General features: G+C 57.3%; 13 protein-coding genes. 12 read left to right on the plus strand and 1 reads right to left on the minus strand.

Annotation, left to right across the window (positions count from 1 at the left end; genetic code table 11):
- The first annotated feature begins 2 nt into the window (after positions 1-2).
- The 12 genes from VFQ24_10395 to VFQ24_10450 all read left to right on the plus strand — a co-directional run bounded on the left by VFQ24_10395 (position 3) and on the right by VFQ24_10450 (position 14,411).
- Positions 3-2,414 (plus strand): beta-N-acetylhexosaminidase, encoded by a 2,412-nt coding sequence (locus VFQ24_10395; protein HET9178751.1) that lies wholly within the window; start codon positions 3-5, stop codon positions 2,412-2,414.
- A 136-nt stretch (positions 2,415-2,550) separates the two neighbouring features.
- On the plus strand, positions 2,551-3,264 hold the full coding sequence (locus tag VFQ24_10400) for a response regulator (GenBank protein ID HET9178752.1): 714 nt from the start codon (positions 2,551-2,553) through the stop codon (positions 3,262-3,264).
- 30 nt (positions 3,265-3,294) lie between these two features.
- Positions 3,295-5,073, plus strand: a complete 1,779-nt coding sequence (locus VFQ24_10405; GenBank protein ID HET9178753.1) for an ATP-binding protein — start codon at positions 3,295-3,297, stop codon at positions 5,071-5,073.
- Between the two features lie 333 nt (positions 5,074-5,406).
- Positions 5,407-6,537, plus strand: a complete 1,131-nt coding sequence (locus VFQ24_10410) for a mandelate racemase/muconate lactonizing enzyme family protein (protein ID HET9178754.1) — start codon at positions 5,407-5,409, stop codon at positions 6,535-6,537.
- Positions 6,538-7,037: 500 nt separating this feature from the next.
- Positions 7,038-8,768: a hypothetical protein gene (locus VFQ24_10415; protein HET9178755.1), complete on the plus strand. Its 1,731-nt coding sequence runs from the start codon at positions 7,038-7,040 to the stop codon at positions 8,766-8,768.
- 120 nt (positions 8,769-8,888) lie between these two features.
- Positions 8,889-9,944 carry a phosphate ABC transporter substrate-binding protein PstS gene (gene pstS / locus VFQ24_10420; GenBank protein ID HET9178756.1) on the plus strand — a complete coding sequence of 352 codons (1,056 nt, stop codon included), beginning with the start codon at positions 8,889-8,891 and terminating at the stop codon, positions 9,942-9,944.
- A 225-nt stretch (positions 9,945-10,169) separates the two neighbouring features.
- A complete protein-coding gene (gene pstC / locus VFQ24_10425) occupies positions 10,170-11,171 on the plus strand; it encodes a phosphate ABC transporter permease subunit PstC (GenBank protein HET9178757.1) in 1,002 nt (333 codons plus the stop codon).
- On the plus strand, positions 11,168-12,016 hold the full coding sequence (gene pstA / locus VFQ24_10430) for a phosphate ABC transporter permease PstA (GenBank protein ID HET9178758.1): 849 nt from the start codon (positions 11,168-11,170) through the stop codon (positions 12,014-12,016). Before pstC ends, pstA begins: the two co-directional genes overlap by 4 nt.
- Positions 12,017-12,023: 7 nt before the next feature.
- Entirely contained in the window at positions 12,024-12,860 is an 837-nt protein-coding gene (gene pstB / locus VFQ24_10435) for a phosphate ABC transporter ATP-binding protein PstB (GenBank protein HET9178759.1), read from the plus strand.
- Between the two features lie 17 nt (positions 12,861-12,877).
- Complete coding sequence (gene phoU / locus VFQ24_10440; GenBank protein ID HET9178760.1) at positions 12,878-13,540, plus strand: phosphate signaling complex protein PhoU; 663 nt, start codon at positions 12,878-12,880, stop codon at positions 13,538-13,540.
- Positions 13,541-13,830: 290 nt separating this feature from the next.
- Positions 13,831-14,037, plus strand: coding sequence for a cold shock domain-containing protein (locus VFQ24_10445; GenBank protein ID HET9178761.1), 207 nt, complete (start codon positions 13,831-13,833; stop codon positions 14,035-14,037).
- A 74-nt stretch (positions 14,038-14,111) separates the two neighbouring features.
- Positions 14,112-14,411: a hypothetical protein gene (locus VFQ24_10450; protein HET9178762.1), complete on the plus strand. Its 300-nt coding sequence runs from the start codon at positions 14,112-14,114 to the stop codon at positions 14,409-14,411.
- Positions 14,412-14,907: 496 nt separating this feature from the next.
- Here VFQ24_10450 and VFQ24_10455 read toward each other — a convergent pair.
- The coding region (locus VFQ24_10455) for an MFS transporter (protein ID HET9178763.1) at positions 14,908-15,381 on the minus strand (474 nt) is incomplete at its 5' end.

Raw genomic sequence — 15,381 nt, forward strand, 5'->3', positions numbered from 1 at the left:
CTATGCCAAACAGATTCGATCGCCGTTCATTCCTGGGCCGCACGACGGGTTCGCTGCTGGCGACCTCGATTCTTCCGGGCGCCAGCCGGGCCGCTGGTAGCGCGTTTGAGGGCGAAATGCCGGACGCACAACTTGGAGGCGGAGATTCGATGGGCCCTGCGGACCCGGTAGGGATATTTCCCAAGCCCCATGAGATGACCGAATCAACTGGACGTTTCCTGCTGAACGAGGAGAGCACGATCATCCTTCCCGGCGCAGCTTCCGAAAATGATCAGCGCCTGGCGCGTCATCTGGTCGAGGAATTGAGCGACCGCTACGGAGTCCAGCCTCGTGTCCGGAATGAAAATTCTCTGCCCAATGGCAATCGCTTCATCCTGATGGGATCGATTAACAATCCCCTGGTGCGTGAGTTTTGCCGTCAGCATCGACCGGACGTTAGCGCTACCAGTCCGGGTCCCGAAGGATATTACCTCCAGGTTGATGACCATTCAATCGTGGTCGCCGGGTCTGACGACCGCGGAGCTTTCTACGGCCTGCAGTCACTCCGGCAATTGATCGGGAAAGGGGAGGGCCAACTCCAGGTTAATTGCGTGCAGGTACGGGATTGGCCTGACAAGCCATTTCGGGGGATTTACCTTTACGTGCCTGGCCGGGACAACCTTCCCATGTTCAAGCGCTTTGTGCGCGAGTTCATGGCTCGGTACAAGTTCAATACAGTTGTTATGGAAATGAACGCCTGTATGCGTTTCGACAGCCACCCGGAGTTGAATGAAGGCTGGGTGGAGTTTACGCGCGACACCAACTACAGCCGCCGCAATTACCCGCCGGGCCCCTTGCACGGCAGGGAACAGAATTCTTCACATCAGGACTGCGGGGACGGAGCATTCCTTGAGAAGGCTGAAGTGGCTGACCTGATTGAATGGTGCCGGCATCACTCGATTGAAGTCATTCCTGCCATCCCGTCGCTGACCCATGCCTTCTACCTGTTGACCCGGCACAAAGATTTGTCGGAGGTTCCCGGCGACAAATGGCCGGATACGTACTGCGCGTCGAACCCGCAAAGTTACAAGCTCCTGTTTGAAGTGATGGACGAATTTCTGGAGGTGATGAAACCCAGCTTGGTCCACGCAGGTCATGACGAATGGTTCGCTCCTTTCGGCTTGTGCCCCTGCTGCAAATCGAAAAATCCTGGAGAAGTCTATGGCAATGATCTCATCAAGGTCCATGAGTATCTGGCAAACAAGAACACCAAGATGGCAATCTGGGGCGATTATCTGCTGGAGAGCGTACGCGGCAAAGGGCTGCGCAGGCACGTTACCCACGACGGATGGGTTTACCACTCGCCCGGCGCTATGACTCCGCAGCAGGTGAAGGAACTGGTCCCCAAAGACATCCTGATTTTCAACTGGTTCTGGTCCGAGAAGGAGAACGGCAGGAGTAACGAAGCACAACTGGATGATTTCGGATTTCGCCAGATTTATGGAAATATGGAGCCGGACGTACAGAACTACCCTGAGCGCATCAAGCGTTCCACGATCATCGGTGGCGCTCCGTCAGCCTGGGAAGCGACTAACGAGTTCAACTTCGGGAAAGATCTGATTTATAGCTTTTTGGGTTGCAGCAGTCTTCTCTGGTCAACCGGCGTTATGGAACCTGCGCAACTTTCTTCCACCGTCCAGGCCTCCATTCCGGGTCTGCGGCGGGACCTCAGCGGAGATACAACGCCCAGCGAAGCAGGCGATCCCGCGTCGCCCATCAACATCTCCCCCTCGTTTAACACGCCCCTCCGGCAATTGGTCTTCTCAGTTGACCTCAGCGGCATGCGCGGCGGAAGAATAACGATGGGCAACCGGGTGTTTGATCTGGAATCACCTGGCGCTGTCAGCGGCAATGCTCTCGTGATGGTGGGCGCGGAAGGTGAAACGCCGAACCCATTACCACGCGAGGTTCAAGGCATCCGAATTGGAGAAGACGCCACCGGTCTGATTTTTCTGCACGCCTGCGCTCGGCCCGCCACCAACAAAGAAGCCTACCGCCTGATCTGGGACATGCGCGACTCCGCGGACCTTTTGGGATGGTATGAAGTGGTTTATGACGACGGCTTGCCTGAGGTTATCCCCATTCGCTACGGCGTCAACATTCTCGAATGGAACTGGCGTAGCCATCCCCGCCGGGGAGCCTACTGCTACGGAGCCGATGAAGTAGCTTGCGGCAGAGAGGATACAGATTCCATCAGTTTTTTTGCGTTCGAATGGCCAAGTCCGCGTCTGGGCCAAGTGATCCGAGAAGTCAATCTGAAGGGATCAACAGGATTTCGTGGTGCGGTCAAGGGATTTGAAAACCATTTTGGGAATGTCATCCCCAGCAACGGGGTGATGCTGAAAGCGATCAGCTTCGCGAAAAAACGAAGCTGATACGTGGTGACGTGTCCGCGCGCCATGCCAGGCCACCGCCCGTTTTTCGCCGGATGTGTTTACGCGGATCGCGAGCATCGGGCTTTGCTTTATCAAGTTCCAATCTGGCAGAAGTAGCGGATGCTATAATCCCTCCGTGCGTCAGCGAGTTGTCATCATAGAAGACGAAAAAGATATTGTCGATCTCGTCCGGTACAATTTCCGGAAGGAAGGATTTGACATCGAGAGTTTTTCGAGCGGCAGGGACGGACTGGAATACATCCGCCATAATTCCGTTGACCTGGTCCTCCTCGACGTGATGCTGCCCGATGTTGACGGCACGGAGATTTGCAGGCGGGTGCGGGCGGATGAACGCCTGAAAGGGCTGCCTATTATTTTCCTGACGGCCAAAGGTGAAGAAATTGACCGTGTCGTTGGATTGGAGCTTGGGGCCGACGATTATGTTGTGAAGCCTTTCAGCCCGCGAGAACTGGTTGCTCGTGCAAAGGCCGTCCTGCGCCGCCGGGAGGCCGTGCCCGGCAAGGCGGAGATCATTGAACTGCCAGAGTTGCGGCTGGACTCGGGGACGCGCGAAGTGAAGGTTCGCGGCCGTCTCATTCAATTAAGCGCGCTCGAATTCAAGCTGCTTCACTTTCTGGCTTCTCAGCCCCGGCGTGTGTTCACCCGCGAGCAGTTGCTTGACAACGTCTGGGGCGCGGACCGCTTTGTGACCCCTCGCACGGTGGACGTCCACATTCGGCGTCTCCGAGAGAAGATCGAAAAAAGTGGAGGGTCGCCTCAGTACGTGCAGACCGTGCGAGGGTCCGGATACCGGTTCTTTCCCGGCGATGCAGACTCTCGCGAGGATTGAGCTTACAGCCGGCCCCTATTCCGGACGCGCATGGCCTTGACCAGCCCGATATTCCGCAAACTGCTGATCGCCTCTTTTCTCCTGATGGCAGGAACGCTGCTGGGCATGAATATTTATTTCATCCGTTTCACCGCCCAGCTTCAAACTGAGAATATCCATCGCCGGTTGCAGGTGGAAGCGGAGGTCCTTGCAGGGGAGGCGGCAACGGTCCCGCCGTCGGCCCTCGAGAACTGGTCGCGTGAAGCACAGGTCCGTTCGCATGCACGCGTGGCGATCATCGATCCTCAGGGTATCGTTCTCGCTGACTCGCAGGGGATCTCGAAGGGGTTCGCCAGCCGCGCCGACTTTGCGGAAGTCCAAAAGGCCCTCCAGGGAACGCCGGGGATGGCGGTGCGGCCTGACCCTGAGCTTAACCAGGAGCAGTTTTACCTGGCGATACCTCTTGTCTACCAGGGGAAACCGGCATATGCTCTGCAACTGCAAGTCCCGCTGACGGATGCCACGTCCGCGGCCGCGGCCTTGCACAATGAAATCTGGATTGCCTCGCTGGTTGCTCTGCTTCTCGCGCTGGCAATTGCATATTTCTTCTCGCGGTCTTTTACACGTCGCGTCAAAAGCCTCAAAACGTTTGCTGAGGACCTGGACAAAACGCCTTCCGCCCAGCGCTCGTTGGTGTACGGGAACGACGAACTGGGTGACCTCGCGCGCGCGCTCGATCGGACAGGCTCCCGGCTGCGTGAGCTGGTTGACCGCCTGAGTCTGGAATCCGCGCGGCGCGAAAGCATTCTTGCCAGCATGGTGGAAGGAGTGGTGGCCGTGGACAGCAAGCTCAGGGTCACGTTCTGCAACAATGCGTTCCGCCGCGTCGTGGGGACTTCAGACTCCATACCGGAGAACCAGTCTCTGCTGGATGTCTTGCGCGACCCCGAACTGCTGAGTATGTTTACGCATGTGCTGGAATCCTTCCAGCCCTTGAAGCGGCGGGTCCGGCTTGCCGGCGCAGAAGGGCGCTCCTTTGAAGTGCAGGTGACCCCGCTCGCAGGGACGGTTCAAGGCGGCGCCATTGCGATTTTCTACGACATCACCGACCTGGAGCGATTAGAGCGCGTTAGGAGGGACTTTGTCGCCAACGTTTCGCACGAACTGCGCACTCCCCTGACCGCCATCAGCGGCTATGCCGAAACTCTGTTGGACGGCGCGCTGGAAGACGAGGAAAACAACAGACAATTTGTCGAGATCATCAAGTCCCGCGCCACCCGCCTGAGCAACATCGCGTCAGATCTGCTGGCGCTGTCGGAGCTTGAATCGGAAAGGCCCGCCGCTGAATCAAGGCCCGTTTCCGTGCGCTCGGCTGTTGATGCGGCCCTGAAGATGATCGAGCCAGCGGCCCGGCTTCGCGGGGTTGCCCTTACCAGCGGCGAACTGGATGAAGCCGAAGTGCTTGCGGAAAGAGGGCGCCTGGAACAGGCGCTGGTGAACCTGCTCGACAACGCCGTCAAGTTCAACCGTCCCTCCGGCGAAGTTCGTGTGGAGGTCAGAAGAGAAGCCGGTGGCCATGTTCGCATCATCGTCGCGGACACTGGCATTGGCATACCCTCCACTGATCTGTCGCGGGTGTTCGAGCGGTTCTACCGGGTGGATAAAGCGCGATCGCGTGAAATGGGCGGTACAGGCCTGGGACTCTCCATTGTCAAGCATGCCGTCGAGCGAATGAACGGCGCTGTGAGCGTGGAAAGCCGGTTGGGAAAAGGATCCACGTTCACGATTCTTCTGCCCACCTGTCCGCCCCAGGCACCTAAAACCTCCTAGTGCTGACCGGCGCCGCGGCCCACGCTTCGAGCGGGTCAACCGGGGCATTGTCCCGCGGACTTGCAATTTTCTTCGCAGAAGGTTAAGGTCGCTTTCGCCAGTGCCGCCAGCTATCTGAGGAAGCACGCATGGACGACTCGGAGGACTGCACGGGTTGCGCGGCGTTACACATTGGAAGCTGGGAGGCGAATGATGAAACGCCGAACTTTTCTTCAGACAGCGGGACTAGGCGGTGCGGCTGCGGTGGCCGGGAGTGCAGGTGCGGGACCGGCGCCCGATACACCAAAGCCCGCGGGCCCTTCCTCCTCATCATCGCCGGCAAGGAGTTCCGGAATGAAGATCACGCGCATTCGTTTTTACCATAATCCCCAGTCGCCGCCGTCCTTCAATCAAAGTTTCCACATCGTGACCGTGGAGACTGACCAGGGAATCACTGGGATTGGCGAAGGCGGGTCGCCGGACACCATCCAACAATGCGCCGCCATGCTCATCGGCGAAGACCCCGCGCGCATCGAGCACTTGTGGCAGATGATGTTTCGTGGTTACTTCTATCCTGCCGGCCGCGAAAAGCTGGACGCCCTGGGGGCCATCGACCTGGCGCTTTGGGACATCAAGGGCAAGGCGCTGGGTGTTCCGGTGTATGAGTTACTCGGCGGCCTTTCGCGTGACCACGTGGAGTGCTACTCAACCGGTTTCCCTCAGCAGGGAACCCTCAAGGAAACTGCGCGCGCCTGTGTGGAAGCCGGGTTCCGCGCCTTCCGCTACGCCACCGCTGACCCGCCAAGCGGCCAGCCCTTCAATTCGCACCAAGCGGTCCGTAAGACCTATCAGGACTGCGTCGAAATTCGCGACGGCGTCGGCCCTGACGCTGACTGGGCGCTTGACTATCACACCCGGCTGGATTTCCCGGACGCGGTCCGTCTCTCCACATTGATCGAACCTCTGGAACCGTATTTTGCGGAGGACCTGGTGCGGTCAGAGGACCCCGGCGTTTATCGCGAATTGCGCGCGCACGTCAAGGTACCCATCGCCGTCGGCGAGCAGTTTGGAAGCAAGTGGGACGTCCGATGGCTCATCGAAAACCAGTTGATCGATTATGCGCGGGTGACGCTGCCGAACGTCGGCGGCATCACCGAATATATGAAAATCGCCGCACTGTGTGATGCGCATTACGTCGGGCTCATCCCCCACTTTACAGGTCCGGTTTCAGAAGCGGCATTGGTCCATTGTTGCGGAGTTTTCGCCGGGCCAGTGATGATGGAGATGCTGGGCAACGGCGTCCACAATTACGACCACCTGCCGCAATTCTACGATTTTCGAAGCGGTAAACTCTGGCCCAACCGCCGGCCGGGGCTTGGAGTGGAGCTCGACACGAAACCGCTCAGGCTGGCGGCTGAAATCACGGAGAATTCGCGTCCCATTCCCATGTTCCGCCGTCCTGACGGATCGATTACCAACTGGTAAGACGGGACCCCGCCAGAATACGAAATTCGCGTCAGTGGCTGATCCGCCTGAAACGAGCGCGGAACGATCTCCGTTGCTACCGGCCAAAAACGACGCGTCGAGAACGCATCTTCGAGTGTTTTGTTTTGCCGCGCCAGCTTTCGCTCTAAAGTGCCTTCTGGAATCCTGCAACCTGCATAGATTCCAGGTTCTCTGCTCCTGCTCGCACGAGGCCGTCGCTTTGGTTCAACCCTGGCTGCAGCCCAGGCCTGGAATGTAACGGCACGTTCATCGATCTGTCATCAAGCCTTAACACTCATCCTTCATGATGGGAGCGTGAAAAGAACTAACGTACCAGGAGGCCTTGCTTCGAAGCGTGAAATTACCGCCCTATTGGTTCACCACAGAAACGACCCTTTCTACACCTTCACCGCGTGGCCGAGTCATGTGCTGACAACAAACTTTCAGTTTTCTTCGGCCTCGGCCCATATGAGAGTACTGAGAACAGACAAGGAGCAGACATGCATTCCAAAGTGAACAAGTCATGGCCGCGCGTGGGCGCTGCACTCCTCGCCGCCTGCCTGTCAGGCGCGGTCCTCACATGGGCAGCGGAAAAGCCGAGCCCGGCCGGAGACATACCAAAGGCTCCCACGAAGCCTCTCAATCATCGCAAACGCGCGAAATCGAAGAAGCGGGACCAGAACACGGCGAAAGCAAGTCAGAAAGGTCCGGCTGGCCGGGCGGACGAGATCGCCCAATTGAAGAAGCAACTGGCGCTCCAGCAGGAACAGATTGCACAGCTTTTCCAGGCGATGAATCGGTTGCAGGCGCAGGTTGCAATCACTGCGCATTCCACTGCGGAAGCGCCCGTCGCCCAGCCGGCGCCGAATGCGGCGGCATCAGCCGCACGACGAGCGAACACGGCGACGACGGCCTCAGCATCAGAAGCTGCTCCGCAATTCCCGTCAGCGGCAGAGGTGGCAAGCCTGAGTCCATTAGTTCCCACCGACTCCGAAACAGTGGAGAGCGAAACGGCCTCGAAGACGTCATCCAGCAATCTTCTGAACGCATCAAATGCCGCGCAACCCGTGCCGGCTCAAGCAGAGAAGCATGAAAAACTGGGGCCCGTTGCCACGCAGGACATCAAGCTCGGCGCTACGTTCTACGGTAACTTCTCGCACTACAATGAGACCGGCTTCGGTCCAGCGTTTCAGGACTTGCCCACTACCCACCTTGCCCCGGGAAACGATGGGTTCAACGCCTTTGAATTAACGCGGGGCTACATCAACTTCTTTTACTCGCCAAATGACAAGGTCACCTTGCGCATCACTCCCGACATCTATCGCGCAAGTGACGGCAGCCTCGCGTTCCGCCTGAAATATGGCTTCGTCGACTTGCAAAATATCTTTGGCAATGGCGCATTCAAGAAGGCCAAGCTCACCTTGGGTCAGACGACGGAACCCCTTGTTGACTGGGAAGAGGCTCTCAGCAGCCACCGATACACGTATCTCGTGCCTTGGAACTACCTGAGCTTGAGCTCGACTTATGACGGAGTCAAGCTGCACGGTCCCCTCGAATGGAATGGAAAAGAGTACCTGGACTACGATTTGGGAGTCTTCAATACGGCCAGCTTCCACTCGCTCGAAACGAGCGACAAAAAGCAGGTCATGGGCCGGCTGACCTTTTATCCGTTCGGCACAACCGAGGACCGGACGGGCCTGGGATTCACGGCGTTTGAAAACTACGGTTACAACACGAAGCTGCCCTCACAGATAAGCACACCCCTCAACCGCTTGTCGCTGCTGGTGCATTATCAGAGCCATGACAAGGCATACCAGATCGCCTTCGAGTATCAGCTCGGGCGCAACGCGACGAGTACGGGCAACGTGTTCTCAGGCGCCGGCCCGGCAGCAGGCGACCCCTTCAACACCCTGGCGGGAACCGTTCTCGGTGGAACTCACACACGGCAGCAAGGCTTCAACGTCTTCGGCCACGCGCGCCTGGGCCACTCGCCGTTTTCACTGTGGGGCCTCTTTCAGTACATTCAGCCGAACACAAACTTCCAGCCTTCTTCGGTCGGCCTGGCGGATAACCCGCTGGATTTCCAGCGCACCGTTGGTGGCATCGCCTACAAGGTCAACGACCACTTCGATGTTGCGTTCGGCGACCAGAGTTTTCACTGGATCCATCCCCAGGGGCAGACGGGGCCAGACACGAACGGAATTGTGATCTGGACCCAGTTCAACTACTAGAGCTTGGGGTGCAATATGAAGAGGTTCCAGTCTGCCACACTACTTTAATGAACTCGTAACACGGCCTTAACATTCCTGTAACAATTGACCACCAATCTCATGGAAGGAACCGATATCAAAATGAGACTTAAAGGCACTATCGCAGGCTTGGCTGTGACGCTGGCATTGATGGGGCTGCTCAGTGCTTGTAACCGGCAGGGGTCAGGTTCCGGCTCAGCTTCAGGTATGCTCACGCTGAATGCCGCTGGCGCCACCTTTCCTTATCCCATCTATTCCAAGTGGTTTAGCGAATACCAAAGGCTTCATCCAAACGTGGCTATCAATTACCAGTCCATTGGCTCCGGGGGCGGGATCCGGCAACTCCACGAAGGCACGGTGGATTTCGGAGCATCGGATGTTCCCCTCACGGACGAAATGCTGCGGGAACTAAACCTGCACGTCGTACAGTTCCCCACAGTGCTGGGTGCAGTAGTGCCCAGCTACAACATTCCAGGAATCGACAAGCAGTTGAGGTTCACGCCGGTGGCCCTGGCAGGCATCTATCTTGGCAAGATCACCAAATGGAACGCGCCAGAGATCCAAAAGAACAATCCCGGAGTAGCGCTTCCACCCAAAGATATCACCGTCGTTCATCGCTCCGATGGCAGCGGGACTACCTTTGTCTGGACCGACTACCTTTCGAAGATCAGCCCGGATTGGAAATCAAAGGTGGGCAGCAATACTTCGGTCCGCTGGCCGGTCGGCTTGGGCGGCAAAGGCAACGAAGGTGTGGCCGGTCTGGTCAGCCAGACGCCTTATGCCATTGGTTATGTGGAGCTGATCTACGCGCTCCAAAACAAGATGTCCTTCGGCCTTGTCCAGAACTCTTCGGGAAATTTCGTTAAAGCCAGTATGGAAACAGCCGGGCAGGCGGCAGCAGGTGCTGCGAGTGAAATGGCGAAAGATGTCCGGGTCTCGATTACCAACCCACCGGGGAAGAACGCTTACCCGATCTGCAGCTTTACGTATCTGCTGATCCCGATTCACATTCCCGACGCAACCAAGCGGGACGCGATTAAGGACTTCCTGCGCTGGATGCTGACTGACGGCCAGGGTATGGTGGAGAGTCTCGATTACGCTCAATTGCCCGACTCAGTGAAGCAGCTCGATATGCAGCACATTTCCCTGATCAATTAATCAACCGCCGGTTGGAGAAGGGAGTGCGTGTGCTTGCCCGGATTGCCGGAACGTGGCTGCATGGAACCTAGTGAGCTTCGAAGCAGCGGCTCCGCTTTCGAAATCTGCTGCGGCCTGCCAGCAGTCGTCCTGTCAGGTTCCCATGAATGGGACACGTCATCGCGAATCCGCACGCGGTAGGTGTTTAGCCGTTGGGCCGTTCATCCTTGTGCCAGGTCACGTAGTATGTCAATCATACCTGTTTCGGCCGAAACTCCGATCCCGCCTCGGTTCCGAGCACCCAGACGCCGTTTAAGCTCCTACATTCAGAGGCTCCGGAGCGGGGACGAGATTGCTCATCTGATCACCCTAGCCTTCGCCGCTGCCGTTGTTCTGATTACAGTCCTGCTGGTCTATGAATTGTGGACCCATTCGGCGTTACCCCGCCAGCGTTTCGGGTGGCGCTTTCTTGTGACGAGCACCTGGGACCCCGTCCTTGAGAACTTTGGGGCGCTACCGTTCATTTTTGGTACACTGGTTACCTCTGCAGTGAGCCTGGGGCTTGCGCTGCCTTTGGGAGTTGGAGCAGCTATATTTCTGGCGGAACTTGCCCCTCCACGGATTTCGCAGCGCCTGGCCTTTGTGATCGAACTTCTGGCCGCCGTACCCAGCGTGATCCTCGGGTTGCTGGGCATTTTCCTGCTAGTACCATTTCTCCGGACGGAAGTCGAACCCGTTCTGAAGGCTACGCTGGGCTTTCTGCCATTATTTCAGGGCCAGATTTATGGGATTGGGTTGCTTGCCGCAAGTGTAATCCTGACCATCATGATCATCCCCTTCATCATTTCGATATCGAGAGAAGTTCTGCTGGCTGTACCGGTTGACCAGCGTGAGGCAGCCCTGGCATTGGGGGCAACCCGCTGGGAGGCCACCTGGAGGGTGGTGGTGCCCTATGCAAAGACGGGAATCTATGGGTCGATTTTCCTGGCGCTGGCCCGGGCCCTGGGCGAAACGATGGCAGTCACCATGGTGATTGGAAATGACCCAAGAATCAGCTCTTCTTTGTTTGCCCCCGGCTATACGATTGCGGCCGTCATCGCCAACGAGTTTACCGAGGCTACGGGAAACCTTTACCTCCAGTCCTTGATCGAACTTGGACTGGTGCTCTTCCTGGTGACAATCATAATCAATGCCCTAGCACGTGTGCTGATTGTGGTGACCACAAGACGAGGAACCGGGCACCCATGAATTCCCGGCTTGGCTGGAGAAAATTCGTCAACGCCTTCATGCTTACCCTCACGGGGTTATGTGCCCTGCTGTCCGTCTCTGTGCTGCTGATTGTTCTCGGGTATCTTGCCTGGAACGGATGGCAGTATCTGACCTGGACTTTTCTCACCCATCTGCCTGCGCCAGTGGGCGAGTCGGGCGGCGGGATGGCAAACGCCATCGTGGGGAGCGCAAAGCTGCTTCTGATCGCGGCGATTACGGGTATTCCCACGGGCCTGCTCGGGGGCATTTACCTGGCTGAATTCGGTGGCAGGACGTTTAGCTTCCTGGTGCGGTATTCGGCAGACCTATTGAACGGAGTTCCCTCCATCGTGATGGGTATTTTCGCTTACACCGTGGTTGTCCTGCCGATGCACCACTTTTCAGCGCTGGCCGGCGGGTTGGCTTTGGGGGTGATGCTGATTCCCATCGTGCTGCGCAGTACGGAGGATTTCCTGAGGGCCGTGCCCAACCCTCTGCGCGAAGGCGCCCTGGCCCTGGGTGCGAGCAAATGGAAAGCAATCGCCACGATTGTGATTCCTGCGTCAATTCGCGCCATCGCCACTGGCGCTCTGCTGGGGCTTGCCCGGGTGGCGGGAGAGACTGCACCGCTGCTGTTTACAAGTTTCAACAACCAGTTCTGGAGCCATGGGCTGAACCAGCCCACAGCTTCGCTTCCAGTCATGATTTACCAATACGCCATATCGCCCTACCCAGACTGGCACCGGCAGGCGTGGGCTGCCGGCTTCATCCTGCTGATGCTGGTGCTTATTGCTAATGTTGGGGCGCGACTGATATTGTCTAGAAAGAGTCCGGCGCTGCGGTGATAATGCTATGGGAAAGGTGACTGAGCCGGAGGTGATGATCGGAGCGCCGGGGCACGAACGGCCGCTTGAGGAGTCTGAGAAAGAGGCTCGTGAGTCCGGGCTGAAGATTGCTGTCAACCGGCTGAATTTCCACTACGGGCCTCGGCAGGTCCTTTTTGACGTCAGCCTCCAGATCCTTGAGAACAAAATTACTGCCCTCATCGGGCCATCCGGTTGCGGTAAGTCGACTTTCCTGAGGACCCTCAATCGAATGCACGAAGCCGTCCGCGGCACCCGCGCAGAAGGTGAGGTCCTGCTGGACGGCCGGAACATCTTTGATATGGACGTCGTCAATCTCAGGCGCCGCGTCGGGATGGTTTTCCAGAAGTCGAACCCTTTCCCAAAATCGATTTTTGAAAATGTCGCCTATGGTTTAAAGATCAACGGAACGATCCGCCGGGCGCAGGTTGCAGAAGTGGTCGAGAGGAGCCTGATGCGCGCCGCCCTGTGGGACGAAGTCAAAGATCATCTCCACAAGTCGGCTTACGCGCTGTCGGGCGGGCAGCAACAGCGACTTTGCATTGCGCGTGCCCTTGCAATCGATCCGGAAGTTCTGTTGTTGGATGAACCGTGTTCGGCGCTCGACCCCATCGCCACGGCAAAGATTGAGGAATTGCTTTTTGCTCTCATGGGGAGCTGCACCATTGTAATTGTTACCCACAATATGCAGCAGGCGGCGCGGGTGGCGGACCAGACGGGATTCTTTCTGCTGGGGAAGCTCATCGAGTTCAACAAGACCAATGTCATTTTCAAGAATCCTGCGCGGAAAGAGACTGAAGATTACATTACTGGCCGGTTCGGTTAACGGCGGGGGAGCGGCCATTGCGCCATTTTGAAATCCAACTCGACGAGCTGCGGAAGAAGCTGCTTGAAATGAGCGGTCTGGTTGAGTCGTCCATCTACCGCAGCGTGCTTGCCCTGGTGGAAAAGGACGAGGCGCAGGTCCGCCAGGTCATGGAAAATGAAGGCCGCGTCAATCGCATGCAAATCGAGATCGACGATCTGGCCACGGGCCTGCTGGCTTTGCACCAACCCATGGCCACCGACTTGCGCTTTATTACTTCCTCGATCAAGATCAACAGCGACCTCGAGCGAATGGGCGATCACGCCGTGAACATCGCGGAGCGCGCCAGTTCGCTGATGCACGAACCGACGATCAAGCCGTTAATCGATTTGCCGCAGATGGCTAACCTGGTGCAGTCCATGCTGCGTGAGAGCCTCGATGCATTTATCAAAAGGGATGGGAGCCTGGCCCGCAATGTCATGAAGTCCGATGACGCAGTTGACCAGATGCGAGACACCGTTTATGACGAACTTGTGCACTATATGGAGGCGGAACCCTCTGCCATTCGCGGATGCATCCACCTGATGTTTGTTGCCCGTAACCTGGAGCGCATTGCCGATCACGCCACCAACATCGCTGAAGACGTCGTGTTCCTTGTAGAAGGCGCGGATGTGCGCCATCATGCCGAAGCCTTCAAGTAGCTGCCGGTAATTGATTACCAGCCCTGTTCCCTTCGACAAGCCAAACCAGCGGTCATGGCAGGTCCATCCTCCTGACGTCGGGCCGCTTCGCCGCGGATCGGCAAAATCCTTTTCTCGATACTTGGCGCTAAGGTGATATACTAAAAGATGCTTGATCAGTTTTTGTGACCGAACACCATTGAACCTTGGCCACAGAATCTCCGATTTTGTGGCGTTTCTTGTTTTTGGAGAGTGGTTGCGAGAGCAGAACAAGTTGATTTGAATGCAAACAAAGGAAAAGCAGGACATTTATGAACAAAGAACAAGGAACCGTAAAATGGTTTAATGACTCGAAAGGTTATGGATTCATCCAGCGCGCGACGGGTGATGATGTATTTGTGCATCATTCCGCCATCCAGGCGGAAGGCTTCAAGTCGCTGGCCGAAGGTGAATCCGTGCAATTCACGGTCACCAAGGGCCCCAAGGGGCTCCAGGCGGAAAACGTAACGAAGCTCTAGAGCGAACCTTTCCATCAGGCCCGCGTCCCGGCTGGCAGGCCAGGCGCGGGCCTGAGCCTTTCCCGGACCGGAAAATGTCCATCCAAATTCAATACCTGGGATTCCAGTTAAAGTCGAGCGGACGGGAGTACTCTTACCGTCTCGTCGACCACAAACAAGGGAACCGCGAGTTCGTCCTAAGTATTTCCAACCGTGCTTTTTCTGAACACCATTTCCCTTATCAGGATGCTGCCGCATTCTGCTATCAGAAATTGCAAAAGGCGCTGGACGAGGAATGCCCCGAGCAACCACTCCCCCACCATTCTGTTCCGTCTGACCAGGAACTCGACGAGTACATGGTGCGCCGCCGCCCCGCGAAAAAGCGCACCTGGTAGCTCCGGCGCCGCCGGGCGGGTCTCTTGTTTCCCTGGATCCGACGCGCTTATCGGCGTTTATCAGTATTGCAGAGTATGACATTCATCCCGCCGGCGGGCGGGTGAGCGCTCACCGAAAATCGGGTGTTGAACCGGCGTAAGGTTGAGGGCAGGCGGTCCCCTTTGCACGGGTTGGTGTGATGCTGATGTCCTACGGCAGCTATCGCCATTCAGCCGATCAGCTACTCAAAACAAAAGGCGTCTCGCGACGCCTTTTTTGGCCTTCCCGTTTTTTATCGGAGACCCGGTGATCGAGCCTCAGGGGAGTTCCCCAGTGTTAGGGAGCCGCTCACCCAATGCTGCTGGGCAACTTTGGCTATCTCTCCGTCCTGCCCGCTACAGCCCGGATCCTGGCTGTCCTGCTGCGATCAGGTTCAACGGGTCTTCAGAGCCTGACTTCTTCCTGAACTATCCTCCGTTTATTTAGATGCCCCCAGCCCGCAGATGTTAGCTCCTTTCAGTGCGATTTTTCGGCCTCTGCCAGCGAAATAGGCTTCCTCGCCAGGAGCAGGTGCCCTAAACCCGCTAACAGGGCGACCCCGGCGGCCACCAATAGTGCCGACTGGAAGGATTTTGTGGCTTGGACCATATAGCCCGTTACCGTGGGGGCCAGAGTTCCCCCCAGGTACCCGCCGAAATTCTGGATGGAGCCCAGCGACGCGGCGTAGTTTTGTGGTGCAGCGACGGTGGCCATAGCCCAAGCGGCAGTGCTTCCAGCCATGATGAGAAACATGGATATGGAGATATAGACCACCGCCAGAAAGCTGCTTGAGCTGTATGCCGCCAGCACCGTGCAGAGGACCACTCCGGACAAGGCGCAGACCAGGGGAATCTTGCAGCTTTGGATCGTGGAATAACCGCGCCGCGAAAGGGCATCACAAACTCGGCCTCCGATCAAGCTGCCCACAACCCCGCAAGTGAAGGGAATGGC

The organism is Terriglobia bacterium, from assembly GCA_035712365.1.
Classification (GTDB): Bacteria; Acidobacteriota; Terriglobia; order UBA7540; family UBA7540; genus SCRD01.

What these genes read in the sequence shown, in the direction of transcription:
- VFQ24_10445 (HET9178761.1), top strand. Translation starts at nt 13,831, where the DNA reads ATGAACAAAGAACAAGGAACCGTAAAATGGTTTAATGACTCGAAAGGT.
- VFQ24_10395 (HET9178751.1), top strand. Translation starts at nt 3, where the DNA reads ATGCCAAACAGATTCGATCGCCGTTCATTCCTGGGCCGCACGACGGGT.
- VFQ24_10450 (HET9178762.1), top strand. Translation starts at nt 14,112, where the DNA reads ATGTCCATCCAAATTCAATACCTGGGATTCCAGTTAAAGTCGAGCGGA.
- VFQ24_10405 (HET9178753.1), top strand. Translation starts at nt 3,295, where the DNA reads ATGGCCTTGACCAGCCCGATATTCCGCAAACTGCTGATCGCCTCTTTT.
- pstC (HET9178757.1), top strand. Translation starts at nt 10,170, where the DNA reads ATGTCAATCATACCTGTTTCGGCCGAAACTCCGATCCCGCCTCGGTTC.
- pstB (HET9178759.1), top strand. Translation starts at nt 12,024, where the DNA reads ATGGGAAAGGTGACTGAGCCGGAGGTGATGATCGGAGCGCCGGGGCAC.
- VFQ24_10415 (HET9178755.1), top strand. Translation starts at nt 7,038, where the DNA reads ATGCATTCCAAAGTGAACAAGTCATGGCCGCGCGTGGGCGCTGCACTC.
- VFQ24_10410 (HET9178754.1), top strand. Translation starts at nt 5,407, where the DNA reads ATGAAGATCACGCGCATTCGTTTTTACCATAATCCCCAGTCGCCGCCG.
- pstA (HET9178758.1), top strand. Translation starts at nt 11,168, where the DNA reads ATGAATTCCCGGCTTGGCTGGAGAAAATTCGTCAACGCCTTCATGCTT.
- pstS (HET9178756.1), top strand. Translation starts at nt 8,889, where the DNA reads ATGAGACTTAAAGGCACTATCGCAGGCTTGGCTGTGACGCTGGCATTG.